This is a genomic window from Cumulibacter soli, assembly GCF_004382795.1.
In the GTDB taxonomy this organism is placed as follows: domain Bacteria; phylum Actinomycetota; class Actinomycetes; order Mycobacteriales; family Antricoccaceae; genus Cumulibacter; species Cumulibacter soli.
Genome location: NZ_SMSG01000002.1, coordinates 445454 through 471327 on the forward strand (window position 1 = coordinate 445454; position 25874 = coordinate 471327).

Here is a 25874-nt window from a genome sequence, read left to right on the forward strand (position 1 = left end):
TACTCCCTGCCGTTACCGACGGCTGCTGTAGTTGGGTGCCTCGGTGGTCATCTGAATGTCGTGCGGATGCGACTCGATGAGGCCTGCGGCAGTGATCTGGACGAGTTGACCGTTCTCCTTCAACTCCCCGATCGTAGGCGACCCCGCATATCCCATACCCGCGCGCAGTCCGCCAACGAGCTGATAGGCCACGGCGGCCAGTGGACCGCGGAACGCGACCTGCCCCTCGATCCCCTCCGGCACGAGCTTGTCGTCGGAGAGGACGTCGTCCTGCGCGTACCGGTCCTTGGAGTACGAGCGCGCCTCGCCACGTGACTGCATCGCACCGAGCGAGCCCATTCCGCGGTAGGCCTTGAATTGTTTGCCATTGATGAAGATCAGCTCGCCGGGGCTCTCCGCGACACCCGCGAACAGCGAACCGAGCATTACGGCGTCCGCGCCGGCGGCGATCGCCTTGGCGATATCGCCCGAATGCTGAATGCCGCCGTCAGCGATCACCGGTACCCCAGCGGGCCCGGCGACGGATGCGACGTTATGGATCGCGGTGATCTGCGGCATACCCACCCCGGCGACCACGCGGGTCGTGCAGATCGAGCCCGGGCCTACGCCGACCTTGATGCCGTCGGCTCCGGCACCGACGAACGCCTCTGCGGCAGCCGCGGTGACGACGTTTCCGCCGACGATGTCGCAGTCCAGTTCGCGCTTGAGTCGCGCGACCGTATCGATGACGCCGCGCGAGTGGCCGTGGGCCGCATCGACCATCAGCACGTCGACGCCTGCTTCGGCGAGCGCGCACGCGCGCTTGTACTGATCGTCGCCGACACCCACAGCGGCACCGACGCGCAAGCGGCCCTGGTCGTCCTTGGAGGCGTCCGGGTACTTCTCGCGCTTGATGAAGTCCTTGACCGTGATCAGCCCGGCGAGTTTGCCGGCAGTATCCACCAGCGGAAGTTTCTCGATCTTGTTCTCATGTAGCAGGCGCAACGCCTCGTCGCCGTCCACCCCGACCGGCGCGGTAATCAGTCGGTCGGCGCGAGTCATCACCTCGGAGACCTTGCGGTTCGAGTCGGTTTCAAAACGCATATCGCGGTTCGTAATGATGCCGACCACGACGCCGTCGTCATCTACGACAGGCAGGCCCGAGATGCGGTAGCGCCCGCACATCTCATCAACCTCGGCCAAAGTGTGCAGCGGCGAGCAGGCGACGGGGTCGGAGACCATGCCGGCCTCCGAACGCTTGACCCGCTCAGCTTCGCGGACCTGGTCATCCACCGACAGGTTCCGGTGCAGGATGCCGATCCCGCCGACCCGAGCCATCGCGATCGCCATCCGGGCTTCGGTGACGGTGTCCATCGCTGCGGAAAGCAGCGGGATCTGAACGGAGATATTGCGGGAAATGCGCGTCGAGGTATCCGCCGCGCTCGGGACAAAATCAGATGCTGCTGGTACCAGCAGAACGTCGTCGAAAGTGAGTCCAACCGGGACGAACTTCTCTGCCATTCTTCCTCCGCGCACGCGCTGCCGAGCCGAATCGGCCGTCAGCCTTAGTTGGTGATCTGCTAATCCTATGCGCGCGAGGCTTGCGGCGTACCGCCTTGTGACGGCGCGCGCAGTTAACCGCGTCATGGCGCAGGGTCTACGCTGTAGGCGTGCAGCATGACCCCGAAGAACGCCGCCGACGAGAAGAACAGATCGCTCGCGATCTGTTTGCCCAATTGAGCCCGCTTGATCCGTTTGAGGGTGAGCGAGATCCGGCCGGCGAACTCGACGCTGAGGAGCAGGTCCCGCCGCTCACCGCCGAAGAGCGCGAGTTAGTGGTGCACGATCTGGAGGACCTGGACGAGTTTCAGCGACTGCTTGAACCGCGCGGTGTCCGTGGCATCTGCATGGAATGCGCGGGCTGCGAGGAAACGCATTTCTACGCCTGGGAGATCATGCGCAGCAACCTGCTGAACATGCTGCAACACGACCAATCGCACGTGCACGAGCCACCGTTCAATCCGCGCCCAGAAGACTTCGTGACCTGGGACTACGCCAGCGGTTACGCCGACGCAGTCACGGAAATCGGCCAACCGGACAACTGACATCGGAGGCGGCGTGGGAGTTCCTAGTCGTACCGAGATCACCGCCGCTGCTGCATTGTTGGCTCCGCATGTACGCCGTACGCCCGTGCTTGAGATGGGGCTGGACGACGTCGGCACCGTCGTACTGAAGTTGGAACAACTCCAGCATGTCGGCAGTTTCAAACCGCGCGGCGCGTTCCTGAATGCTTTGCGCGCCGACGTGCCCCCGACGATGCTGGTGGCGGCGTCCGGCGGTAATCACGGGCTTGCTGTGGCGTACGTCGGGAAACGGCTTGGCATTCCGGCGGTGATCTACGTACCGACGACGGCGCCACGCGCAAAGGTATCGCGGCTGCGCAGTTTGGGCGCGCGGGTCACCGAAGTCGGGCAGACGTACGCCGACGCGTATTCGGCCAGCCTCGCCGACGCAGCACGAGACGGCGCGCTGGCGGTGCACGGGTACGACGGCATCCTGACCGTGACGGGTCAAGCGACGATGGCGCTGGAGATCGAGCAACAGGTGCCGGACGTGGCGCGGGTCGTTGTCGCTGTTGGCGGCGGCGGGTTGATGGGTGGTACCGCCGCGTGGTTCGGCCCGTCGGTGGAACTGGTGGCGGCCGAGCCGGAGGGCGCACCGACGTTCCTGCGGGCGCACGAGGCCGGATCGCCGGTGAGGATCGCGCCCCACGGACTCGCGTCGGACTCCCTCGGCGCGAGCAGTGTCGGTGAGGTGCCGTTCGAAGCCATGCGCGCGGCCGGCGTACGACCCGTGGTGGTCAGCGATGCGGCGATCGCCGCGGCGCGGGAATTGCTGTGGCGCGAGTGTCGGCTCGCGGTCGAACCCGGCGGTGCGGTCGCGCTGGCTACCGTCCTGTCGCGCGAGGTGCGGCCATCGGATTCGGACGGGCGGACCGTTGTAGTGGTGTGCGGCGCGAACGCCGATCCGAGCGACCTGCCGATGAACTAACCGCGTAAACCTGCACCTGCCGATAACGCGCAGGTAGGTGCACTTGCTGAAGACACCGAGCACTCGGGTACTTACACCTGCAGAAAGCGCAGAGCAGGAGCCCACTCGTCTGCTATATAGCGATAAGTGCCTGCTCAGACTGCGTTTTCAGCAGCGGTAGCAACGATGAGATTCCCAGCAACAAACGCGAGGGGCGGGGATGCACAACCGATGTGGCTGTGCACCCCCGCCCGTACGACGGCCTAATTAGTTAGTGGCCGTGGCCATGACCGTGGCCATGCCCATGACCTTCGCCCGCGGGCTCCTCTTCAACCGGTGCCTCGCTGACCGCGCTCTGCGTGGTCAGCAGCATCGCGGCAACCGACGCCGCGTTCGACACGGCAGCCTTGGAGACCTTGACCGGATCGATGACGCCGTCGGCGAGCAGATCGGCGTACTCGTGGGTCTGCGCGTTATAACCGAGCTTCGCATCGCCGGTGCGGACGTTCTCCACGATAACCGAACCCTCGACGCCTGCGTTGCGGGCGATCCAGTACAGCGGGGCCGCTAGCGCATCGCGAACCAACTTGACGCCGGTGGCCTCGTCACCGCTGAGGCCGAGCCCACCTTCGAGCACGTCAGCGGCGTGCACCAGCGCGGCGCCGCCGCCCATGACGACACCCTCATCAACGGCAGCGCGGGTAGCCGCGATGGCGTCTTCGATGCGGTGCTTCTTTTCCTTCATCTCGACCTCGGTGGCAGCGCCGGCCTGGATGACCGCGACACCGCCGGCGAGCTTCGCCAGTCGCTCCTGCAGCTTCTCGCGGTCCCAATCGCTGTCGGTCGCGTCGATCTCTCGACGCAACTGGGCGATGCGGCCGTCGGCTGCCTCCTTGCCACCGTCGCCGTCGACGACGGTCGTGGTGTCCTTGGTGACGACGATGCGGCGCGCCTTACCCAACAGCGACAGATCAGCGCTCTTGAGGTCGAGTCCGACCTCGGGCGAGATGACCTGGGCGCCGGTGACGATCGCGAGGTCCTGCATGAAGGCCTTACGGCGGTCACCGAAGTACGGCGATTTGACCGCGACGACCGCGAAGGTCTTGCGGATCGCGTTGACCACGAGTGTGGACAGTGCCTCACCATCGACGTCCTCGGCGATGATCACCAGCGGCTTTCCTGCCTTCGCGACCTCTTCGAGGACGGGCAGCAGGTCGGCGACGGTGGAGATCTTGTCCTGGGTCAGCAGGATGTATGCGTCCTCGAACGACGCCTCCATCGAGTCCGGATCGGTGACGAAGTACGCCGAGATGTAGCCCTTGTCGAACTGCATACCCTCGGTGAGTTCGAGGGCGGTCTCCATACCGGAGCCCTCTTCGACGGTGATCACACCATCGGTGCCGATCTTCTCCATAGCGTCTGCGATCAGCGTGCCCACCGACTCGTTCTGCGCCGAGATCGTGGCGACCTTAGCGATCGAGTCCGACCCTTCAACCGGGGAGGCGAGCTCGTCGAGTCGAGCGTTGACGGCCTCTACAGCCTTGGTGATACCGACCTTCAGGCCCATCGGGTTGGCGCCCGCCGCGAGGTTGCGCAGGCCCTCCTTGACCATGGCCTGGGCGAGCACCGTGGCGGACGTCGTACCGTCACCGGCGACATCGTTGGTCTTGATCGCGACGGACTTGACGAGCTGGGCGCCCATATCTTCCTGCGCGTCGTCCAACTCGATTTCACGAGCGATGGTGACACCGTCATTGGTGATGGTCGGCGCACCGAACTTCTTGTCGAGTACGACGTTGCGTCCGGCCGGGCCGAGCGTGACGCGGACGGCGTCGGCCAGCGCGTTGACACCGCGCTCCAGTGCGCGGCGGGCTTCGTCGTCGAAGCTAACGATCTTTGCCATGAGTGGATTACTCCTCCGAAGGCGCGGGTAGCGCCTGGTTATTCGGCTGGTGAAGCGGCTTGATTAAAGCGGCTCAGGTAAGCAGTCCGCCCCGCACCCGTTTCGGGGAGCGGGGCGGACTCGCTGTCTGGTGCGCTGCAGAGCGCGTCAGATTACTTCTCGACGACAGCCAGCAGATCGCGGGCCGACAGGACGAGGTACTCCTCGCCCGAGTACTTCACCTCAGTGCCGCCGTACTTCGAGTAGATGACGACGTCGCCTTCCTTGACGTCCAGTGGGACGCGGTTGCCATTGTCATCGATACGACCCGGGCCGACAGCGACGACGGTGCCCTCCTGGGGCTTCTCCGCCGCGGTATCCGGAATTACCAGGCCGGATGCGGTCGTGGTCTCTGCCTCGTTAGCCTGGACGACAACGCGGTCCTCAAGCGGCTTGATGGCCACCTTTGCCATGAATTGACCTCCCCCTCTGGGGTGAAATTGGCTTGCTGGGTACATGGGTACTGCTAAGTGTTGCTGCCCGCACCGCCGTCGCGGGGGTCGGCGCGAGATGCAATTAGCACTCTAGCCCGATGAGTGCTAATGCCGCCACCGGGGTGCGGGCAGTTGGTGAAAAGTTCGCCATAGGAGGACGCATTGGACAGTTCGGTGTTGCCGACGCTCACCTCAAGCAGTGGGCGCGCGGAGGTTTCTCGGGTCGCGGAGGAACTCGCTTCCGGCGCCGATACGCTGCGCGTACTGAGCCGATTGCGCGCCGCGTACGACGCACCGGTTGCGAACGCGATCCTGCTGCAGGCCGAGTTGCGTCCGAAGGCGATCGCTAAATTCGGCGCAGGCGCCGATGGGCTGATAGTGCTCGCCGAGTCGCTGGAGCAGGCCAGCCGCGCGGAGGTTTCCGCACGCCGGGCACGGCGACTCGTCGCACTGGGCGTCACCGAGGTGACCGATGCAGGCGCGGGCATAGGCGCAGATTCGTTGGCGTACGCGGCGGCCGGCCTGAGCGTGCGCGCGGTAGAGCATTCGGGGACGGTAGCCGCCGTACTGCGCGCGAATACCTCTGCCCTGGCGGTGCAGGTCATCGAGGACGACGCACTGGACGTCGTAGCGGGGCTACCGGCGGGATCCGTGATCTATTTCGATCCCGCGCGGCGCGCCGACGGCAGGCGGATATTCGATCCGCAACTCTGCTCTCCCCCGCTGTCCGCGCTGGTGGCGACGCACGAGCGAGGCCTGACGGTGGTGGCCAAGATGTCGCCGTCGTTGAACACCTCGGACGTACCCGCCGGGTGGGATGCGGAATGGGTTTCAACACAGACCGAGCAAGGTCGCTCTGTAGTGGAGGCGGTCCTCTGGTCACCGCCGCACGCGGCGGGCGCGCGACGCGCTGTGGTGATGTCCGGCGACGCCGAGCATGTGTTGACCGGCACGGGCGCGCCTGCGCCACTCGGTGCACTCGGGGCGTTCGTGTATGAGCCTGATGGCGCGGTCAACCAGGCCGGGCTTATCGGCGAACTCGCCCTGGAGTTGTCGGGTCGGTTGATCGAGCCGCGGATCGCGTACCTGAGTTCCGATCGCAGGATCGACACGCCGTTCGCGCACCGCTACGAGGTATTGGAGTCGCTGCCGTGGGCCAAGCGCGCCCTCGCACGAACGCTCGCGAAGTACGACGCGTCAGATCTGGTGGTGAAAAAGCGCGGGATCTCTGTTGATCCGACGGCGCTGCGGCGCGAGTTGCTGCCGCGGTTGCGCTCACGCACCGGCGATCCGCTGGTACTGATCCTGGCCGGACGGCTCGCCATTGTTGCCCGCGCGGCGTAACCGCGCGTTTCCGCAGGCATGGCGTGGTTGCCCACGCACATGGCCAGTTCGTGGCGCTGCCGTGGAAGCGGGTTTGTCGCACCACAGCGCGAGAGCATTCGCGCTTTGGTCGCACAACCGCGCTATGCGTCCGCCGCGCGTGGAAGATACCGCGCTTGAGCGCTGTGGCGTGGTTTCCTAGGCGCGCCCGGCGGGAAATCCACCGGTTGCCACCGGACCCCAACGCCGCGCGGTGATCCGAATCAACGACTTCTGCTGGTCGAGCATCGCCTGCCGGTACTCATCCCAGTCGGAGTGTTCGCCAGCAATATTGCGGAAGTACTCGACAAACGCGTCGAGCGCCTGCGGTCCGTCGTTCACGTCGAGGACCTCCGCTACCCCGTCGATCTGTACCCAGGGCTCGTTCCATTCGTCCGACAGCACCATGATGCTGACCTCGGGCGTACGTCGCACATTCCGCGTCTTCGCCCGCTCCGGATAGGTGGAGATCACGATCCTGCCGGAATCATCAACGCCGCCGGTCACCGGCGACAGCTGCGGCGTGCCGTCCGCGCGTGCGGTGACGAGCACCATGCGGTGCCGCGGACGCACGAACTCCAGCAGTCCGTCCAGATTCACTGTCGTCGTCGTTGCGATCTTGCGAGCCACTGCGCTCTCCTTTGCTACGTAGGTTAAGCCGATTGCCACCGCCGCACTCGGCCGACGAGTTCGCGGGTTCGTGCGCTCACGTAGCCGTCAGTGTTCACGGACTCACAGTTATAGAGTGATCATCTCGACGGGCAAGTAACTCGTCGCGGAAAAGTTCAGTTGTGACGGCGCGGCGCCCGCGGCAACCAACCGCGCGCCGAGGGCTGCCACCATCGCGCCATTGTCGGTACATAGTCCGGCGCGGGGCACGCGCAGGCCGATTCCGGCCTTGTCGCATCGCTGCTGAGCCATCGCGCGTAACCGCGAGTTCGCGGCGACACCGCCACCAATCTGCAGGTGCTCCACACCCCGCTCGACGCACGCCTTGATGGTTTTCATCGTCAGGACGTCGACCACCGCCTCTTGGAACGACGCCGCGACATCGGCTACCGGAATCGGCTCACCGGCGCGCTGCTTCGCCTCGACCCACCGCGCAACAGCCGTCTTCAACCCGGAGAACGAAAAGTCGAGCGGCGCATCACCCGGTCCGGTCAGGCCACGCGGAAAAGCGATCGCAGCGCTGTCCCCGTCGACCGCGAGCCGGTCGATCACCGGCCCCCCAGGAAATCCGAGCTGCAGCAGCCGAGCCACCTTGTCGAAAGCCTCGCCCGCCGCATCGTCGATCGTGGCGCCTAACGGGGTGATCGAGGAGGTGATGTCATCCACCTGCAGGATCGAGGAGTGCCCGCCCGACACGAGTAGCGCCATCGTCGGTTCGGGAAGCGGCCCGTGCTCGACGATATCGACCGCCACATGCGCCGCGAGGTGGTTCACCGCGTACAGCGGTTTGTCGATCGCCAACGCGTATGCCTTCGCGGCCGCGGTTCCGACCAATAGCGCACCGGCGAGGCCGGGTCCGCCGGTCACCGCAACCGCATCGATATCACGCAACGTCACGCCGGCGGCACGCAGCGCCCGCTGCACTGTTGGCACCATCGCTTCCAGGTGCGCGCGGGATGCGACCTCGGGCACCACACCGCCAAAGCGCGCGTGCAGGTCGACGCTTGACGCGATCTCGTTAGCCAGCATCTGCTCGCCGCGGACGATACCGATCCCGGTCTCATCACACGAAGTCTCGAATCCGAGCACGAGTGGCTCATTACCAGAGCGCGTGATCAACTCAGCCACGAATCATCACCGCCGCATCGACGTTCTCCGGTTGGTAGTAGCGCTTGCGCACCCCCACGGTTACGAACCCTTCGCTTTCATACAAGGCAATAGCCGGTTTATTGTCCACTCGAACTTCCAGGATGATCCTGCTCGCACCGCGGCGGGCGGACTCTGCCAGCAGAGCGCGCAGCAGCAGCCGACCGATACCCCGTCCCTGCACGTTCGGATCGGTGCCGATCGTCATGACGTGCGCTTCCTCGCCAAACGCGGCCAGCCCTGCATACCCCTGCACGACGTTGCAATGAGAGGCAACGATGTACCAGCGGGTGGCATCGTCGCAAAGTTCCTCACGGAGCATGTGCTCGGTCCACGCCTGCGCCCCGAACAACTCGTGCTCCAGGCGCAGCACCGACGGCAGGTCGTCGGACGTCATCGCTCGTAGCTGGACGTCGCTCATCGCCCGGTCGGCCCGGTGACATCCAACCGCGGCTTCGGTTTCGGCTCAGCGGCATCGGGGCGTCGCAGGTAGATCGGCTCCAACGTGTTCGATGGCCCGCCGACGAGTCCGTCGCGTACGGCGAGGTGCACCAGTGAGTCCGGCGTCGGGTACCGCTCAGTCACGACCGAGCCCAACCGCTGTAACTCTTCGAGGTACTTCGACGCACCGGCGTGCACCACGCGGACCGCGCGCGATCCACGCGTATCGAGGTCTTCGGGACGTCGCACATCGGGGCCGTCGATCCGCCGATCCCCGTCGTACCAGGCAAAGTAGACCTCCTTGCGTCGCGCGTCGGACACGACCAGCGTGAGCCCCGAGGCTCCTACGGCCACCGCGTCCAACGAGCCGACACCCCACACCGGCAGTCCCAACGCATCGCCGATCGACGCGGCGGTCACGATACCCACCCGTAAGCCGGTGAACGGCCCGGGTCCGAGTCCCACGACGATCCCGTCCAGTTCGGCCAGCGGTACGCCGGCGACATGGGAGGCCTGCGCGATGCTGGGCGCCAGGACCTCCGCGTGCATCGTTGCCCCCGTTGTCGATGACTCGGCGAGCGTCGTGATGTCGGTACCTGTTACCTCGACGATCCCGCTCACGATGCGAGCAGACGACGTATCAATCGCTAGAACTTTCATGTCGCGATCACACCGGTCCACCGATCTCCGACTGCCGACAGCTGCACCACGCGGCTCTCACCGGCACCGGACTCGCGATCGATATCAACCATCAGGTAGCCCTCAGCCAGCACTTCGGCCATACCCTGCCCCCATTCGACAAGTACGACTGCTTCGTCCAGTTCGGATTCGAGGTCCAGATCCTCCAGTTCGTCCAGTCCGCTGAGCCGATACGCATCCACATGCACGACCGGAACGCGGCCGCGATGCTCTCGAGCAATCACGAAGGTCGGCGAGGTAAGTCGCTCCCGCACACCGAGCGCTGCGCCGACCCCCTGCGCGAACGTGGTCTTACCGGCACCGAGCGGACCGCTCAACAACACCAGGTCACCGGGGCGCAACTGCGCTGCTACCTGCGCGGCAAACTGCTGCAGGTCGGCTGCAGTTTCGGCCACGAACCGCCGCGGAACGCTCACGCTGACCGGCTCTTGCGGACCGGATGCGAGACGACCCGTCGAATGAAGCCCAGTAACTGATCGTTGCACAACTCTGGTTTCTCCAAGATCGCCATATGCCCTGCACCGGGTACGACGAACAGGTCCGCGGACGGCAACTCACGCGCGATCAGTTCGCTGTGATCGATCGGCGTCATCCGGTCTTCATCACCACAAATGACCAGCACCGGCGCCTTCGCGATCGCCGGGAGCGCACGCAGTTTGTCGTGACCGGCCAACGTCGGGTAGAAGTCGGCCATCACCTCCAATGGTGTGGCCGAGATCATCCGGTCCATGTAGTCGGTCAGCGAGGCGGGTGTGTCCGCACTCCCGAATGAGTACTTACGCGTCGCCAGCCAGATGCTGTTGCCGAGCATTTTGCGTCCGCCCTCGATCCACTTCGGCGCGAACTGGGCCGCCTTCGAGATCGTCGGGACGACGTGGCTCATGATCGAACTCGACAAGTCGGCGGGTTCGGCGGCCACCAGATCACCGGCGGACGTCGAGATCAGCACGACGCCGTCGATCAAGGTGCCGAATAGTTCGGGACGTCGATCCGCGAGCGCCATAATGCTCATACCGCCCATGGAGTGCCCCACGACGATCACCCGATCACTCTCGGTACTCGCCGCCCGCAGGATCTGCTCGAGGTCGCTGCCGAGTTGGTCGATAGTGCAGTCATCGGACTCCGAGCGCCCGGAGCGCCCGTGCGAGCGCTGGTCGTAGAACACCAAACGCATCCGCGGATCGTCGATGCCCTGCAGCGCCAGGCGCTGGTAATGCCAGCAGCCCATCTCCAGCACGTATCCGTGCGCGAAGATCACAGTGACCGGTGCGGTCGCCGACCCGACCTCTTCGACGTACAAGGGAGTGCCGTCTGTTGCCGTCACGGTGTAGTGCTTGTCGGCGCGAAGCTCGCCGAATGCGGTCCCGGCCACGGGATCGTCCTGGTTGTGCGCGCGCCGGACGGTGGTGCGCTCGGTGATGATCCGGGCGGTGTTCAGCAGCGCCGTGCCTACGGCGACGCCACCGGCGATGAGGGCAAGTGTCTTGCTGCGGCGTGCCATCTATTCCTCTTCCTCATCGCTGTCGGCGCGTAGATCGTCATGGTGACGCCGAAGGAATCGCCCACCCGCGCGCGAGACGATCTCATAGTGAATGGTCCCGGCCGCGTCAGCCCATTGTTGCGCGCTGGGTTCGCCGTACGCCGGATCTCCCCACAGCACGGCCTCGTCGCCGGCCTGCACAGGATCATCACCGACGTCGACGACGAATTGATCCATACAGACTCGTCCGGCAATGCGGTAGTGCTTACCACCGATCATCACCGGCGCCTTGTTACTGGCAATTCGCGGGATGCCGTCGGCGTAACCCACCGGCACTACCGCTAATCGAGTGGCACGCTCGGTCACGTAGGTGTGCCCGTACGAGACGCCTGTGCCGGCGGGCACGTCTTTAGCGAGCATGATCCGGGCGCTGGCGCGCATTGCCGGACGCAACCCAAAGCGAGCCCCATCGCCGGCCATCGGGTCAAGCCCGTACAGCGCGATCCCAGGGCGTACGGCGTCACACCAGCTTTCTGGCGCGGTCAGCGTCGCGGCAGAGTTTGCGATGTGCAGCGCGAACTCCCGCAAGCCGGCGGCCCTGGCCACGTCCGCCGCCTCGTGCAGTCGCGCCAACTGATGTCGCACGCTGGGGTGAGCGGGCTCGTCAGCGCAGGCGAAGTGACTCCAGATGCCGACGATGCGTAGTCGACCGTCTCGAGCCAATTGAGCGGCACGCGCCACCAATTGTGGCCACAGGTGCGGCGGGCACCCTCCGCGAGCGAGACCAGTGTCGATTTTCAGGTGCAGTCTCGCGGGCAACTCGAGCGCAGCGACGTCCTCTAACGCCTCGATGGCGCCAATACCAACCTCAACATCGTGTCGCAATGCCCATTCGAAGTCGGCACCTGGCGCGTGCAGCCACGACACCAGCGGGGCATCGATACCGGCCGAACGCACGGCCCGCGCCTCAGCGATCGTCGTGACGCCGATGCCATCTGCGCCGGCCTCGAGCGCGGCTCGCGTGACCTCGATGATGCCGTGCCCATAACCGTCGCCTTTGACGACCGCGATCAGCGGGCGATCAACCCGCTCACGAAGCAACGCAACGTTGTGACGAATGGCGGCCAGGTCGATATCGAGCACCGCCATCGGGGGGCGTTGATCGGTCGGCGCACTCACCCGTCCAGTGTGCCGCACGACCGGGTGTCAGCCGCACACCCACCGGCGTTCCCGAGCACATCGTGTGGCCAACACCACGACGTGTCAAAGTGCACATTGGGCAACTTTGCACATTGGGCAACTTTTGGGCATCCTGAATTCATGACCGAAGCACTCAGCCTGCGGGAGCAGAAGAAGAACGAGACCAGGAAAGCGATTTCCCAGGCCGCTCTCGCGCTCACGGACGCCCGGCCGTACGCCGATGTGACCGTCGCCGAAATCGCGGCCGCCGCCGGGGTCTCGCGTCGCACGATCTCGAACTACTTCGCCTCCAAGGCCGACTGCTATGCCGGCGTCGTCGGTGGCGAGTTCGTGGCCGACGTCGTACAAGAACTAATCGCCCAGGATTCCGGCGGCACTGGCGAGCGACTCGCCCGAGCTTTCCAATCGCTGGACGAAAGTTTCTGGACGAACGTACAGCGCCTACACACCATCGCCCGTGACGAACCCGAAGTCGCGGCTGCTGTGGCATTCGCCGAGCAGTCCAAATGCGACGAACTCGCCGACCTACTGATGGAAGCGTCCGGCGACTCGATAGATCGCTTGCACTTGAACGCCACTATCGCAGCGATCAGCACGTGTATCACCGTCGCTGTCGATTACTGGCTGGACAACGACGCCACCGGAGGGACGGCCGCGCTCACTGCCTTAGTCACCTCGTCCCTCGGCATTCTCGACCTGTCCTGGGCGGATCCGCATCTCAGCGCGATCCGTGAGTTGTACAGCAACAACCGCATACCTCGCTCGTAACCACCCGCCGATCACCACGTCCCGGAAGGACCACCGTGGCAACTCTGCTTTACAAGATCGGGCATTTCAGCGCCCGCGCCCGCAAAGGCGTGCTCGCAGTTTGGCTGATCATCCTGCTCGCCGTCGGCGGAACCGCCGCGGCCGTGATGGGCACATTCACCTCTGAGTTCAGCATCCCCGGCCTGAAATCGCAGGCCGCCCTGGAGAAGCTCACCGACGAGATGCCGGCCGCCGGCGGCACGACCGGCACGATCGCTTTGGAAGCGACCGACGGAACGACACTCTCCGACCCGGAGAACCAAGCCGTCATCAGCGAGATCATGACTGAGACCGCGGATATGCCCTCGGTCGTGTCGATCACACCGCCGATGCCGGGCAGCAGTATCTCCGAGGACGGCACCATCGGCTACATCTCCGTCGTGTTCGATGGCGAGATCGGATCGATCCCCACCGAAACCATCGACGGTATCGCAGATATTCAAGAGAACTCCGGCACCGACACCTTGCGGGTCGAGGTCGGCGGCGCCGCGAGTGCCGCTATGCCTGCGATCGGCTCGACCGAGGTAATCGGCGTCATCGTCGCGGTCGTCGTCCTGCTGATCACCTTTGGATCTGTCGTCGCCGCCGGACTCCCCCTACTGACTGCGCTGATCGGTATCGGCGTGGGGCTCGCCGGTATCTTGATCGTCTCCGGATTCACAGATATGTCGGAGACTGCACCGATTCTCGCGCTCATGCTCGGACTGGCGGTCGGCATCGATTACGCGCTGTTCATCGTCTCCAAACACCGGGATCTATTGCGCCGCGGCATTCCGATGGAAGAAGCCATCGCCCGCGCGAACGGCACCGCCGGCACCGCTGTGGTGTTCGCCGGACTCACCGTCGTTATTGCGCTCGCCGCGCTGACCGTCGTCGGGGTCCCGTTCCTCGGAGTCATGGGCCTTGGCTCAGCGTTCACCGTCCTCATGGCCATGTTGATCGCGATCACGCTGGTACCTGCCTTGCTCGGCTTCGCCGGCTACAAGGTCCTGCCGAAGAAGGAGCGCGCGGCCGCTGCTGCACACGATGCGGCGTTGAGCGAGGCCAGCGAACACCACAAGCCGAACCGGTGGATCTCCTTCATCGACCGCCGTCCGATCGTCGCGTTGCTCGGTGGCGTCGTGCTACTGGCGATCATCGCTATTCCGGCGATGCAGCTACGACTCGGTTTGCCCACCGACGGCAGCGCGGCTCCGGATACCACCAAGCGTCAGTCGTACGATCTGGTTGCCGAGGGCTTCGGCGACGGCGCTAACAACCCACTGCTGGTGCTCGTGGAGCCTGACGAACCGCAGGTGCTCGACGAGCAGACCAGCGCTCAGGTCGAGTCCGAGGTTCAGCAGAGCCTGCAGCAGATGATGACCGAGCATCCCGAAATTGCGCAGTACGGTATGGACCCGCAGGCTGCGCTACAGATGGCCGTGTCACAAGGTAAGGCGCAAGCACTGATGGCGCCGTACATCAGCGAGATCGCCAATCTGGACAACGTTGCCTCGGTGTCGGCGATCGCCGGGAACGAGGACGGTACGTTCTTCGCGCTGCAGATCGTGCCAGGCACCGGAGCGGACGACGAGGCGACCGAACAGCTGGTCCACGACGTACGCGCACTCGCCGCACAACTCGGTGACGAGTACGGCGCAACGCTGGAAGTCACCGGTCTCAACGTGGTCCAGATGGACATCTCCGAGAAGCTGGCGGACGCACTCGTGCCCTACCTGAGCATCGTGGTCGGACTCGCGCTGATCCTGCTGCTGTTGGTATTCCGCTCGCTGATCGTCCCGCTGAAGGCGGTGCTCGGCTTCCTGCTGACCATCGCAGCGTCATTCGGCGCGGTGGTTGCGGTCTACCAGCTCGGCTGGCTGAGTTGGCTGTTCGGCGTGGACACGCCCGCACCAATCATCAGCTTCCTGCCGGTATTGCTGATCGGCATCCTGTTCGGCCTGTCCATGGACTACGAGATGTTCCTGGTCTCGGGCATGCGTGAATCACACGAACATGGCTTGGACGCCCGCCGGTCGGTCTCCATGGGCTACATGGCCGGTTCACGAGTGGTCACGGCCGCGGCGATCATCATGATCTCGGTGTTCGCCGGGTTCATCTTGGCCCCCGATGCGATCATCGCCTCGATCGGATTCTCACTCGCGTTCGGCGTACTGTTCGACGCCTTCGTGGTGCGTATGACGATCGTGCCTGCCGTGATGCGGCTGCTGGGCGAGAAGGCCTGGTACCTGCCGAAGTGGCTGGAGAAGATCGTGCCGCACGCGGACGTCGAGGGTACGAAGCTATTGGCGCACCTGGAAGCCAAGGAGAGGGCCGAAGCAGCGAAGGAGCCCGCGACAGTCAGTTAACGATTGCACTGTTGACCCTCGAGGCGGTCGCGCAGCAAGCCGGGCAGGTCCGAGGCAAGGACCGAGTACGGTGCGCTGGCGGCCGCCTCGCCGTGTGCGTACGCGGCCATCGCCGCGGCCCGCTGCGGCTCGATCCCGGCAGCCAGCAATGCTCCGGCAATACCGGCGAGGACATCACCGCTGCCCGCCGTCGCGAGTTGCGGCGTGCCCGTCGGGTTCACGAACGGGGTTTGGCCAGCGGCAGCAATGACGGTCGTTGGCCCCTTCAACAGCACGACCGCCCCCGACTTCTCCGCCGCACGTTGAGCAGCGGACAGCGGATCGTCGATGTCGCCGAAAAGCCGGCGGAACTCCCCCGCATGTGGGGTCAGAACCGTCGGCGCCGTCCGGCCGTCCAGCAATTCCGGATTCCGGGCCAGCACGGTGATGGCATCGGCGTCGACGAGCGCCGTCACGTCCAGCGCCAAGACGTCGCGCACGGCCTGCTCGGCGCGCTCATCCGTGCCCAGACCGGGACCTACGATCCACGCTTGTGCCCGTCCAGCGTCGGCGATGGCAGAGCAGGCAACAGCTTCGGGCCACGCCGCCAGCACCGGCTCGCTCGCTTCGCCGGCGTAGCGGACCATCCCGGCTTTCGCGCGCAGTGCCCCGCCGACACTCAACACCGCCGCGCCCGGATAGGTCGATGAGCCAGCGGCAATCGCGACGACACCCAGCGCATACTTATCGCCGTTGTACGCCTGCCGTGGCCACGAGCCGTACACGTCGTCGGCGCTCAATACGTGCGCCGCAGGCTCGGACAGGTGTGGCGCCAGACCGATATCGATGAGTTCCACCGTTCCGCAGTGATTCGCCGCGGGTGCGAGGAAGTGCGCGGTCTTGAAACAGCCGAAAGTCACCGTGGTGTGCGCGGCGATCGCGTCCGCGGCGGCGCGCCCGCTATCCGGGACGACTCCCGAGGGGACGTCGGCGGCGACGATGCATCGATGCCGCGCGAGCGCCACCCGCAACGGCTCGGCGAGCCCCACATCGCGACTCGATCCGAGTCCGGCGATGCCGTCGATGACGACGTGCGCATCGTCGATCGCGCTCGCGGCCTCGTCCTGCGGACCGATCGTCCCGCCGCTGGCGAGGAACGCGGGCAAAGCGCCGGGGTACGTCTGCGAGCGCAGCAGCACTGCCTCGACCCCAACCCCTCGGCGCAGCAGCGTCACACCGGCGTACAACGCATCCCCACCGTTACCGCCGGGCCCGACCAGAAGCACGACGCGGCGACCGTACACTCCGCCCGAGGCGCGCAGCAGCCGCAACACCACCTGGGCCAGACCGTACGACGCCTGTTGCATCAGGGATCCGGCCGGAACTTCACGCATGCGAGCGGCCTCTGCGTCACGGACCTGCTCGGCCGTGTACATCGGAATCATCGCGCTGCAACCCCCTAGGGAATCTCCGGGACCTCCATCGCCAGCGCGACTACCATCGCCACGGCGATTCCTCCATCGTGCGACAGCGAGATTTGCCAGCCGCGCACCCCCAACTGATCGGCGCGCGCACGTACCGTCCCCCGAGTGATCAGCCGCGGTCTGCCACGTTCGGCGACCTCGATCTCGGCGTCGTGCCAATGCAGATTTCCTGGCGCACCGAGCGCCTTCGCCAGGGCTTCCTTGGCTGCGAAGCGTGCCGCCAGCGACGTCGCCGCCCGCGGTCGTCCGGTTGGTGTCAGTTGCTCGGCTGCCGTGAACAGCCGCTCTCGCAGTTTCGGTGTGCGCAACAGCGACTCTGCAAACCGCTCAACCGGGCAGACATCGACGCCGACACCGACAATCATCTATTCGACCGTGACCGACTTCGCGAGATTACGAGGCTGGTCAACATCCAACCCCTTCGCCGCGGCGATCTCACACGCCAGAACTTGCAGCGGTACGGCGGTCACCAACGGGGCGAGCAACACCGGGCAGCGCGGCACCCTGATGACGTGATCGGCGTACGGCGTCACGAGTTCGTCACCCTCCTCCGCGATCACGATGGTCCTCGCGCCGCGGGCCCGGACTTCCTGGATGTTCGAGACAACCTTGCTGTGCAAGGAATCCCTACCCAATGGCGACGGGCAGACCACCACTACCGGGGTGCCTTCGGACACCAGCGCGATCGGGCCGTGCTTCAACTCACCGGCCGCGAATCCCTCGGCGTGCAGGTAGGCGAGTTCCTTGAGCTTTAAGGCGCCTTCCAGGGCGATCGGGTATCCGACATGCCGACCGAGGAACAGCATTTGCTGCACATCGGCGAGTTCGGTGCGCGCCAGTGTACGCACCGGTTCCATGGTGTCCAGTACTCGCTCCACGGCGTCGGGCATCGACCTGATCTGGTCGACGATCGCCGCGACCTCATCGCCCCATTTGACGCCGCGGACGCTGGCGAGATGTAGCGCGATCAAGTAGCAGGCAACGATTTGGGCGAGAAACGCCTTAGTCGAGGCGACCGCGATCTCTACTCCGGCACGGGTGTAGAGCACAGCGTCCGATTCACGTGGGATGGTCGAGCCGACGGTATTGCAGATACCCAGAATCTTCGCGTGCTGGGACTTCGCGTGCCGCAGCGCCATCAACGTGTCCATGGTTTCCCCGGACTGGCTGATCGCAATGACCAGCGTGGAGCGGTCCAGCACCGGATCACGGTAGCGGAACTCACTGGCCAACTCGACTTCACACGGGATTCGAGTCCAGTGCTCGATCGCGTACTTCGCGATCATTCCGGCGTACGAGGAGGTACCGCACGCGATGATGAAGATCTTCGTAATATCCCGGAAGTCTTGATCCGATAGCCGAACTTCATCCAGCGCGATACCGCCGGTGTCGGTGAGCCGGCCACGGATCGTATCGGCTACGACGGCCGGCTGCTCAGCAATCTCCTTGAGCATGAACCAGTCGTAACCGCCTTTCTCGGCGGCCGCATCGTCCCAGTCGATCGTGTAGTGGACCGGCTCGACGGCGCCACCGTCGAACGTGGTGACGGTGATTCCACGCTCACGATGCAGTTCGCAGATCTGGTCCTGGCCGAGCTCGATCGCTTCGCGAGTCTGGGCAATGAACGCGGCGACGTCCGAACCGAGGAAGTACTCGCCGTCGCCGACCCCAGCCACCAACGGGGAATTGCGGCGTGCGCCAATGATGGTGTCGGGCTCAGCCGCGTGCGTGATCACCAGCGTGAACGCACCCTCAAGCAGGTTACAGACGCGGCGGACGGCTTCACGCAGTCGCGTCGGATGATCCGCCGGCACCCGCTCGTACGACTCGTCGACGAGATGCGCGACCACTTCGGTGTCGGTATCCGAAGACATCTCAACCCCGCGAGACTCGAGCTCATCGCGCAAACCCGCGAAGTTCTCGATGATCCCGTTGTGCACGACGGCGACATGACCGGTGTGTGAGGTGTGCGGGTGCGCGTTGCGATCATTCGGCTTGCCGTGGGTTGCCCAGCGGGTATGGCCCATACCAATCGTCGAGGCCGGCAACGGGGCGCTGGAAAGTTCGGCGCTCAGGTTCGCGAGCTTGCCCGCCTTCTTGCGTTGATGCAGTTCACCATCGGCGACGATGGCGACGCCGGCCGAGTCATACCCGCGGTACTCCAACCGGCGCAGGCCCTCCATGACGACGTCCCCGGCCTGCTGGGGCCCGACATATCCGACGATTCCACACATGCGCACCAGGGTACTGGCAAGTTGGCCGCGTGCTGCGGCAACCTGCAGTGGCGTAGGGCATGCTGGAGGAATCATGGATACCTCGCCGCCTTTTGACTGGTCTACCCTCTCCCTCTCTCGCTATCCACGTCGTGAGCGGGAGTTGCTGCTGCCCTACGACGGCGGGGATACGTACCTGCTGGCGGAGGTCGCCGAGCGCCATCCGGATGCCCACACGATCCTCATCCTCGGCGATCGGCACGGCGCCCTGAGTACGGCGTTGGCCGGACGCGCGGAGGTGACGATGTACAGCGATTCGGTGCTGTCGCGGATCGCCACGGAGCAGAATCTTGAAGCCAACAACCGCACGGCGACGATCGCCGACGCCATGCCGACCCAGGATTTCGATCTGGTGTTAGCGCGTCCGGGCAAGGCCCGGGCGCTGCTGGAGGAGCAACTGCACGAAATCGGTGAGTACCTCGCCGAAGGTACGCCGGTCGTGACCGGGGAGATGGTCAAGCACCTCGGCCGCTGGGTCACCGAAATCCTGGAACGCCAGATTGGGCCGACGACCGCAAGCCTGGCGCACGGTAAAGCGCGACTGCTGCGGTCCACCCGCGATCACCTGGCCGCCGACCCGCCACCCTGGGGGATCTACGAAGCACCCGGCGGGCAGGAACTACACAACGCGCCGGGCACCTTCGCCACCAGCGGGCTCGACCTCGGCACGCGACTACTATTGCCCCACCTCCCGGAGGGGCTCGGCAATGCGCGCGTCGCGGACCTGGGCTGTGGCAACGGCGTGCTGGCAATCGTTTCGGCACAACAGAACCCACAGGCGTCGTACCTGTTGGTGGACGAGTCAGCGGCCGCGATTGCCAGCGCCGATCGGTCCTGGCACGCCGCGTTCGGCGATGACCGCGATGTCTCGCTCGTACTCGGCGACGGGCTCCTCGAAGTTGACCCGGGCAGCCTGGACGTCGTGCTGTGCAACCCGCCGTTTCATGCCGGGCATGCCGTCGACGAATGGGTTGGACTGCGACTGTTGGAACACGCGCAAGCAGCGCTACGCCCCGGAGGCCAGTTGTATCTGGTGGCGAACCGTCATCTGCACTACCACCGCTACCTCAAGCAGGTATTCGCCTCGGTCGACCTCCTAGAGAGCCACCCGAAGTTCACCGTGGTGCGGGCGATCCGTTAGCCCGCCGTATGCGGACGCATTCCCTCCAGCAGGAGTTGCAGATAACCATCGGCGACCTGCGTGGCACTCAGATCGCCATCGGTGTCGAACCACTGGTACGTCCAGTTCATCAGCGATAGGACGGCAAGACTGGCCAGGTGCGGGTCGTCGACGTCGAACTCTCCGCTGGCCACGCCTGCCTCGATGACATCGCGGATCGCACGGCGGTAGGCCGAACGTGCCCCCGAGACGCGATCATGCGTATCGACACTCAACCCTCGGTAACTTTCGAAGAACACTCGCAGGTGCCCCGGACGGGTCTCCATCAGGGTGATGACATCGCGCATCATCGCGCCGATGAGCTGGGTGCTCGTCAGTCCGCCGGCGTCGAGTCGCTGCGCATGTTTAGCGGTCACTTCGTCGATGAGTCGGTCATGCAGCTCGAGCAGGATCTCATCCTTGTTGGCGAAGTAGTAATAGAGCGAGGCTTTGCGGATGCCGACCGCGTCGGCGATGGACTGCAACGATGTCGCGTGATAGCCGTACTCGTCGAACTGGGCAACGGCCTGCGTCAAGATCTGTTCTCGTCGCCGCGTACCGCGCGCACTCGTGGCCATCGGCCCACTGTATCGACCCGGATCGACAGCCATGACAGCGGCGCGTAGTCTACCTTCCGGTAGGTAGAAAGGATCGTCCATGAAGGTGTGCATCATCGGCGCGGGAGCTGCCGGAATCACCGCGGCCAAGGCACTACACGAGAATGGGATCGGTTTCGACTGGTTCGAGAAGGGTTCCGAACTCGGCGGGTTGTGGAAGTACAACAACGACAGCGGCACATCCTCGGCGTACCGCTCGCTGCAAATCGACACGAGTTCGCGTTCGCTGGCATTCCCCGACTTCAGCGTCCCGGGCGACTGGCCCACCTACCTGCAGGCGGCACACGTACTGGAGTATCTGCAGAACTACGCCGCGCATTTCGGCATTGCGGACGCGCTCACCCCGAACACCACAATCGAGAGTGTGATTCGTGAGGGATCACGATGGCGCGTGCGGTCAGCAGAAGGCGACCTCGGCGTGTATGACGCCCTCGTAGTAGCGAACGGGCACCTCACCCATCCCCGGATGCCCGAATTCGACGGGGAGTTCAGCGGGCGCACACTGCATTCGCACGACTACCGCGAACCCGAAGAGTTCAGCAATCAGCACGTCCTGGTCGTTGGAATGGGCAACTCGGCGTGCGATATCGCCACCGACCTGGCGCGCGTCGCCAGCCAGGTCACGATGGCCACGCGTCGTAGCGCCTGGATCCTGCCGAAATACTTGATGGGCGTGCCCACCGATCGTTGGAGCGCCGCCCTCACTCGGAAACTGCGCCTGCCGACGCCCGCTGCCCGCGGCATCATCAACTTCCTCGCTCGCCGAATCCAGGGCCCACAGGAACGATTCGGAATCCCGAAGCCGACGCATCCGATCTGGCGCGAACACGCGACCATCGGTCAAGAACTCCTGCCGTACGCCGGATACGGCTGGATCGAATTTCGCCCGACGATCACACGCCTCGACGGGAAGCGGGTCGAGTTGGCCGACGGATCCGTGCTGACACCAGACGCGATCATCTATGCCACCGGCTACCGACACGTGTTTCCGTTCCTCACCGATGATCTGTGCTCCGAAGCGTTAGCTGGCCGCCTCTACCGCCGCATCGAACATCCGCAGTACGACGGGCTGTTCTTCAGTGGACTGATCCAGCCGGTCGGTTCCACCATTCGCCTCGTCGAAGCGCAGGCACGGTGGATCGCGGCACGGCTGTCCGGTTCGATCGCACGCGCATCGCACGACGCGATCTACGCGGAGATCGACGCTTACCGCACCGGCGTGGCCAAGCGGTACGTCGATTCTGAGCGCTATCTGTTCGAGGTCGACGGCAAGCGGTATCTCTCCACTCTCACGAACGACGGAAAGGACGCCTGATGCGCATCCTGATCACCGGCGGCACCGGTGCGATCGGCAGCCTCACCACCCGAAAGCTCATCGACGACGGACACGAGGTCGTGCTGTACGACGTCGCCGCCGATCGACGATTTCTCGGCGCCCTGGATGACGTCACCTTGATCGAAGGCGATGTGCTGGCCGGATCGGAGCTCCGGGCAGCCGCCGAAGGTGCAGATGTACTGGTGCACCTGGCATACAGCCTCGGCGAGGCGACGAATCTTCGGCCGGCCGAGGCCAGCGAGCTCAACGTGATGGGCACCGTCAACGCCTTCGAAGCCGCGCGCGCCGCTGGTGTACCGCGGCTGGTGACCTCTAGTTCCGTCGCTATCTATGGCGCCGATGCGCGGTACCCGGCCGCCGACCTACCACTGCGCGAGGACGCCGCACCGCTGATCGCCGACGGTATGCCGCTCTACGGCGCTGGCAAGTTGTACCTGGAGAAACTCGCCGATCGCTACCGCGAGCAGTTCGGCGTACTCGGGCTCGGCTTGCGCCCGAGCCCGGTATATGGCCTCGGTGGACGACGCGGCGTCTCGGGATGGCTGGCCGGCATCGTGGAAAGCGCCGTCCGCGAGGGGGCGGCAGTCATCGACAAGGACATTCACAACCTGAGTCTTGTGTACGTCGACGACGTGGCCACGCAGTTCGCCGCATTGGCAACGATTCCCGCCGAACGAATCCAAACTCGATACTTCTTCAACACCGGCGGATCGCTGACCTCGATGCGCGAATTCGCGCGCACGCTGGAACTGATCGCGCCAGGCTGCACCGTGACGGTAGAGGGCCCGTCACTGCCCGATCTGGCGGGACTCCCCGGCTCCGTTGACGACGCGGCCATCTCGGCGCTGGTCGGGCCGCGAACGTTCGATCTGGAGTCGGGACTACGTCATTGGGTCGCCTCCCTACCGGCACAGTGACTCACCATTGACCCGAGTGCCGCGACGCCCAGCGGCGTTCAGCCCGCCGCGACCCTCAGCGCGTTGCGGCGACTACGTCGGCGACCTTCTTCGCCACCGTCTCGGCCTGTTCGTGCGTTGGCGCCTCGACCATGACGCGGACCAGGTTCTCCGTACCGCTGGGACGCAACAATATACGGCCGCCGTCGCCCAACTCCACTTCAGCGCGACGTACTGCTTCGGCGACCGGCCTGGCCGCCGCGGCACGATCCCGGTCCGCCACCGGAACGTTGTGCAACGCCTGCGGCAGGCGCTTCAGCACCGACCCGAGCTCCGCCAGCGAACGCCGGGTCGACGCCATCCGAGCCATCAACCGCAGCGCCGTCAGCAGACCGTCCCCGGTGGTCGCGAAGTCCAGGAACACCACGTGTCCCGACTGCTCCCCACCAAGTGAGAACCCGTCGGCACGCAGCCGCTCCAGCACGTAGCGATCACCGACAGCGGTCGTTGCCACCGAGATCCCGTACTCGCTCATCGCGTGGTGAAAACCTAGGTTGCTCATCACGGTCGCGACGACGGTATCCGCCGCGAGCGCGCCGGCTTCCTTCAGCGCTATCGCACAGATCGCCAAGATTTGATCGCCATCGATCTCGGTTCCGCTCGCGTCCACGGCCAGGCAGCGATCGGCATCGCCATCATGCGCGATACCTAGGTCGGCGTGGTGGGCGAGTACGGCGGCCTTCAGCGACTGCAGATGCGTCGAGCCGACTCCGTCGTTGATGTTCGTGCCGTCGGGCTCGGCGCCGATGACGACGACCTCCGCACCTGCACGCCGGTACACCTCCGGCGCCACCCACGACGCCGCACCGTGCGCGCAATCCACGACTACCTTCAGACCGTCCAAGCGGGTTGCCTCGGCCGTGAGCAGGTGGTCGGCGTACGCGTTCGCGCCCTCAAGATGGTCGCTGACCCGACCGATATTTTCGCCGATCGGCCGCTCCCAGACGTCCTGATCGCTGAGCACGAGCGATTCGATTTCGGCCTCGACCTCGTCGGGCAGTTTGTGCCCGCCCGCCGCGAAGATCTTGATCCCGTTGTCCGGCATCGGATTATGGCTCGCCGACAGCATCACGCCGAGGTCGGCGTTGAAATGCGCGGTCAAGAAAGCCAGAGCCGGGGTAGGCAACATGCCGACTCGCACGACATCGGCGCCCGCCGAGGTCAACCCGGCGACGACGGCACCCTCCAGCATTTCACCGCTGGCGCGGCCATCCCGGCCGATGACGGCGATGGGACGCCTGCCGTGCACGTCGCGGACCAACACCCGCGCGGCTGCTTCGCCCACGCGCAACGCCAACGCTGGCGTCAGCGTCTCCCCGTTCGCAAGTCCACGCACCCCGTCTGTGCCGAACAGTTTGCCCATGTGCCGATCCCTTTCGAAACTGCAGACTAACGCCCGCGAAGCAGGAGTACTGAAACGATCGAAGGGGGTGTCCGGACCGGACACCCCCTTCGATCAGGACCGAGTTAGCGCTTGCTGTACTGCGGCGCCTTACGGGCCTTCTTCAAGCCGTACTTCTTGCGTTCCTTGACGCGCGGGTCGCGCGAGAGGAAGCCAGCCTTCTTCAGCGGCGGACGGTCCTCTGCGTCGAGTTCGATCAGCGCACGGGCGATGCCGAGGCGCAGGGCACCTGCCTGGCCGGTGATGCCGCCGCCGGACAGGATCGCGATGACGTCGAACTGGTCTTCCTTCTCCAGGGTCACGAACGGCTCCTTGATGAGCTGCTGGTGAACCTTGTTCGGGAAGTAGTTCTCGAGGTCGCGACCGTTGAGCGAGAACTTGCCGGTGCCCGGAACGAGGCGAACGCGGACGACAGCCTCCTTGCGGCGACCGACGGTCTGGACCGGCTTATCGGCCTGGACGATGGTGGTCATGCTTTGCTATCCCCTTGGCTTGAGCCGGCGCCTACTGGGCGACCTGGTTGATGGTGAAGGCCTGCGGATCCTGCGCGGCGTGCGGGTGCTCGGCACCGGCGTACACCTTGAGCTTGCGGATCTGCTTCGCGCCCATCTTGTTGTGCGGCAGCATGCCCTTGACGGCCTTCTCCACGATGCGCTCGGGGCGCGGGCCGTCGAGAACCTCACCGTAGGTGCGTGACTTCAGCCCACCGGGGCGACCGGAGTGGCGGTAGTCAAGCTTGGCGTCACGCTTGTTGCCGGTCAGGGCGACCTTCTCGGCGTTGATAACGATGACGAAGTCGCCCGTGTCAACATGCGGGGCGTACTGCGGCTTGTGCTTGCCGCGCAGCAGGTTGGCTGCGTGCGTGGCAAGGCGACCGAGGACGACATCCTCAGCGTCGATGACATGCCAGACGCGAGTGACCTCGCCGGCCTTCGGGCTGTACGTGCGCACTTGAACTGCCTTCTTCGATACATCGTTGGGAGCCCGCGCAAACGGAACTCACCCTGACAAACTCTTGTGGTAGTCAGACGCAGACGCACAGGCACAAGGCGCAAAAGTCAGGCCGCTGTGCAGATGTCCACGCTTGACGCGTTCGGTGGCCGGTCCGAACCGAGTGCTGTCTCGCGACGC

General features: G+C 65.0%; 25 protein-coding genes. 8 read left to right on the forward strand and 17 right to left on the reverse strand.

The features are described from left to right. Nucleotides 1-12 precede the first annotated feature (12 nt). Nucleotides 13-1500, reverse strand: coding sequence for an IMP dehydrogenase (gene guaB / locus E1H16_RS05800; protein ID WP_134322741.1), 1488 nt, complete (start codon nt 1498-1500; stop codon nt 13-15). Nucleotides 1501-1649: 149 nt separating this feature from the next. On the opposite strand from guaB, the gene E1H16_RS05805 reads away from it, so the two are divergent. Together E1H16_RS05805 and E1H16_RS05810 are read left to right on the forward strand one after the other, a co-directional pair. Then, on the forward strand, nt 1650-2084 hold the full coding sequence (locus E1H16_RS05805) for a DUF5319 family protein (RefSeq protein ID WP_208378875.1): 435 nt from the start codon (nt 1650-1652) through the stop codon (nt 2082-2084). A 13-nt stretch (nt 2085-2097) separates the two neighbouring features. Then, a complete protein-coding gene (locus tag E1H16_RS05810; RefSeq protein WP_134322742.1) occupies nt 2098-3030 on the forward strand; it encodes a serine/threonine dehydratase in 933 nt (310 codons plus the stop codon). A gap of 250 nt (nt 3031-3280) precedes the next feature. Here E1H16_RS05810 and groL read toward each other — a convergent pair whose 3' ends face one another. Together groL and groES are read right to left on the reverse strand one after the other, a co-directional pair. Next, nucleotides 3281-4912, reverse strand: a complete 1632-nt coding sequence (groL, locus tag E1H16_RS05815; protein ID WP_134322743.1) for a chaperonin GroEL — start codon at nt 4910-4912, stop codon at nt 3281-3283. A gap of 152 nt (nt 4913-5064) precedes the next feature. Further along, the gene (groES, locus tag E1H16_RS05820; protein ID WP_134322744.1) at nt 5065-5364 is read right to left on the reverse strand and encodes a co-chaperone GroES; all 300 of its coding nucleotides are present in this window, start codon (nt 5362-5364) and stop codon (nt 5065-5067) included. A 183-nt stretch (nt 5365-5547) separates the two neighbouring features. Between groES and E1H16_RS05825 the strand changes: the two genes are divergently transcribed. Next, on the forward strand, nt 5548-6729 hold the full coding sequence (locus E1H16_RS05825; protein WP_134322745.1) for a THUMP-like domain-containing protein: 1182 nt from the start codon (nt 5548-5550) through the stop codon (nt 6727-6729). Between the two features lie 177 nt (nt 6730-6906). Here E1H16_RS05825 and E1H16_RS05830 read toward each other — a convergent pair whose 3' ends face one another. The 7 genes from E1H16_RS05830 to alr form a co-directional block, all read right to left on the reverse strand. Beyond that, nucleotides 6907-7377, reverse strand: a complete 471-nt coding sequence (locus E1H16_RS05830) for a PPOX class F420-dependent oxidoreductase (RefSeq protein WP_134322746.1) — start codon at nt 7375-7377, stop codon at nt 6907-6909. 108 nt (nt 7378-7485) lie between these two features. After that, nucleotides 7486-8544, reverse strand: a complete 1059-nt coding sequence (gene tsaD / locus E1H16_RS05835) for a tRNA (adenosine(37)-N6)-threonylcarbamoyltransferase complex transferase subunit TsaD (RefSeq protein ID WP_208378876.1) — start codon at nt 8542-8544, stop codon at nt 7486-7488. Further along, nucleotides 8537-8983 (reverse strand): ribosomal protein S18-alanine N-acetyltransferase, encoded by a 447-nt coding sequence (gene rimI, locus E1H16_RS05840; protein WP_243837695.1) that lies wholly within the window; start codon nt 8981-8983, stop codon nt 8537-8539. Before rimI ends, tsaD begins: the two co-directional genes overlap by 8 nt. Next, entirely contained in the window at nt 8980-9663 is a 684-nt protein-coding gene (gene tsaB, locus E1H16_RS05845; RefSeq protein ID WP_134322747.1) for a tRNA (adenosine(37)-N6)-threonylcarbamoyltransferase complex dimerization subunit type 1 TsaB, read from the reverse strand. Before tsaB ends, rimI begins: the two co-directional genes overlap by 4 nt. Continuing rightward, complete coding sequence (tsaE, locus tag E1H16_RS05850; RefSeq protein WP_134322748.1) at nt 9660-10118, reverse strand: tRNA (adenosine(37)-N6)-threonylcarbamoyltransferase complex ATPase subunit type 1 TsaE; 459 nt, start codon at nt 10116-10118, stop codon at nt 9660-9662. Before tsaE ends, tsaB begins: the two co-directional genes overlap by 4 nt. Continuing rightward, the gene (locus E1H16_RS05855) at nt 10115-11203 is read right to left on the reverse strand and encodes an alpha/beta fold hydrolase (protein ID WP_134322749.1); all 1089 of its coding nucleotides are present in this window, start codon (nt 11201-11203) and stop codon (nt 10115-10117) included. The genes tsaE and E1H16_RS05855 overlap by 4 nt, the downstream gene beginning before the upstream one ends. After that, the gene (gene alr, locus E1H16_RS05860) at nt 11204-12361 is read right to left on the reverse strand and encodes an alanine racemase (RefSeq protein ID WP_243837697.1); all 1158 of its coding nucleotides are present in this window, start codon (nt 12359-12361) and stop codon (nt 11204-11206) included. A gap of 141 nt (nt 12362-12502) precedes the next feature. Between alr and E1H16_RS05865 the strand changes: the two genes are divergently transcribed. After that, nucleotides 12503-13150 carry a TetR/AcrR family transcriptional regulator gene (locus tag E1H16_RS05865; RefSeq protein ID WP_134322750.1) on the forward strand — a complete coding sequence of 216 codons (648 nt, stop codon included), beginning with the start codon at nt 12503-12505 and terminating at the stop codon, nt 13148-13150. A gap of 35 nt (nt 13151-13185) precedes the next feature. Then, nucleotides 13186-15537 carry an MMPL family transporter gene (locus E1H16_RS05870; RefSeq protein WP_208378877.1) on the forward strand — a complete coding sequence of 784 codons (2352 nt, stop codon included), beginning with the start codon at nt 13186-13188 and terminating at the stop codon, nt 15535-15537. On the opposite strand, the gene E1H16_RS05875 is transcribed toward E1H16_RS05870, so the two are convergent. From E1H16_RS05875 to glmS, 3 genes are read right to left on the reverse strand one after another with little or no spacing between them, the layout of a single operon-like run. Continuing rightward, entirely contained in the window at nt 15534-16961 is a 1428-nt protein-coding gene (locus E1H16_RS05875; protein ID WP_134322751.1) for an NAD(P)H-hydrate dehydratase, read from the reverse strand. The genes E1H16_RS05870 and E1H16_RS05875 overlap by 4 nt on opposite strands. Before the next feature lie 14 nt (nt 16962-16975). Then, nucleotides 16976-17365 (reverse strand): holo-ACP synthase, encoded by a 390-nt coding sequence (locus E1H16_RS05880; RefSeq protein ID WP_134322752.1) that lies wholly within the window; start codon nt 17363-17365, stop codon nt 16976-16978. Next, nucleotides 17366-19309, reverse strand: a complete 1944-nt coding sequence (gene glmS / locus E1H16_RS05885) for a glutamine--fructose-6-phosphate transaminase (isomerizing) (RefSeq protein ID WP_243837698.1) — start codon at nt 19307-19309, stop codon at nt 17366-17368. Here glmS and E1H16_RS05890 point away from each other — a divergent pair. Beyond that, nucleotides 19308-20414 (forward strand): methyltransferase, encoded by a 1107-nt coding sequence (locus E1H16_RS05890; RefSeq protein WP_134322753.1) that lies wholly within the window; start codon nt 19308-19310, stop codon nt 20412-20414. The two genes, glmS and E1H16_RS05890, sit on opposite strands and share 2 nt — an antisense overlap. Here the strand turns inward: E1H16_RS05890 and E1H16_RS05895 are convergent. Beyond that, complete coding sequence (locus E1H16_RS05895; protein WP_166741639.1) at nt 20411-21010, reverse strand: TetR/AcrR family transcriptional regulator; 600 nt, start codon at nt 21008-21010, stop codon at nt 20411-20413. The two genes, E1H16_RS05890 and E1H16_RS05895, sit on opposite strands and share 4 nt — an antisense overlap. Nucleotides 21011-21089: 79 nt before the next feature. On the opposite strand from E1H16_RS05895, the gene E1H16_RS05900 reads away from it, so the two are divergent. After that, nucleotides 21090-22364 carry a flavin-containing monooxygenase gene (locus E1H16_RS05900; protein WP_134322755.1) on the forward strand — a complete coding sequence of 425 codons (1275 nt, stop codon included), beginning with the start codon at nt 21090-21092 and terminating at the stop codon, nt 22362-22364. Next, a complete protein-coding gene (locus tag E1H16_RS05905; RefSeq protein WP_134322756.1) occupies nt 22364-23302 on the forward strand; it encodes an NAD-dependent epimerase/dehydratase family protein in 939 nt (312 codons plus the stop codon). Before E1H16_RS05900 ends, E1H16_RS05905 begins: the two co-directional genes overlap by 1 nt. 55 nt (nt 23303-23357) lie before the next feature. Here the strand turns inward: E1H16_RS05905 and glmM are convergent, their stop codons facing one another. The 3 genes from glmM to rplM all read right to left on the reverse strand — a co-directional run bounded on the left by glmM (nt 23358) and on the right by rplM (nt 25694). Beyond that, nucleotides 23358-24704 carry a phosphoglucosamine mutase gene (gene glmM / locus E1H16_RS05910; protein ID WP_134322757.1) on the reverse strand — a complete coding sequence of 449 codons (1347 nt, stop codon included), beginning with the start codon at nt 24702-24704 and terminating at the stop codon, nt 23358-23360. A 104-nt stretch (nt 24705-24808) separates the two neighbouring features. Further along, nucleotides 24809-25216 (reverse strand): 30S ribosomal protein S9, encoded by a 408-nt coding sequence (gene rpsI / locus E1H16_RS05915; RefSeq protein WP_134322758.1) that lies wholly within the window; start codon nt 25214-25216, stop codon nt 24809-24811. A gap of 31 nt (nt 25217-25247) precedes the next feature. Beyond that, nucleotides 25248-25694, reverse strand: a complete 447-nt coding sequence (rplM, locus tag E1H16_RS05920; RefSeq protein ID WP_134322759.1) for a 50S ribosomal protein L13 — start codon at nt 25692-25694, stop codon at nt 25248-25250. Nucleotides 25695-25874 lie beyond the last annotated feature (180 nt).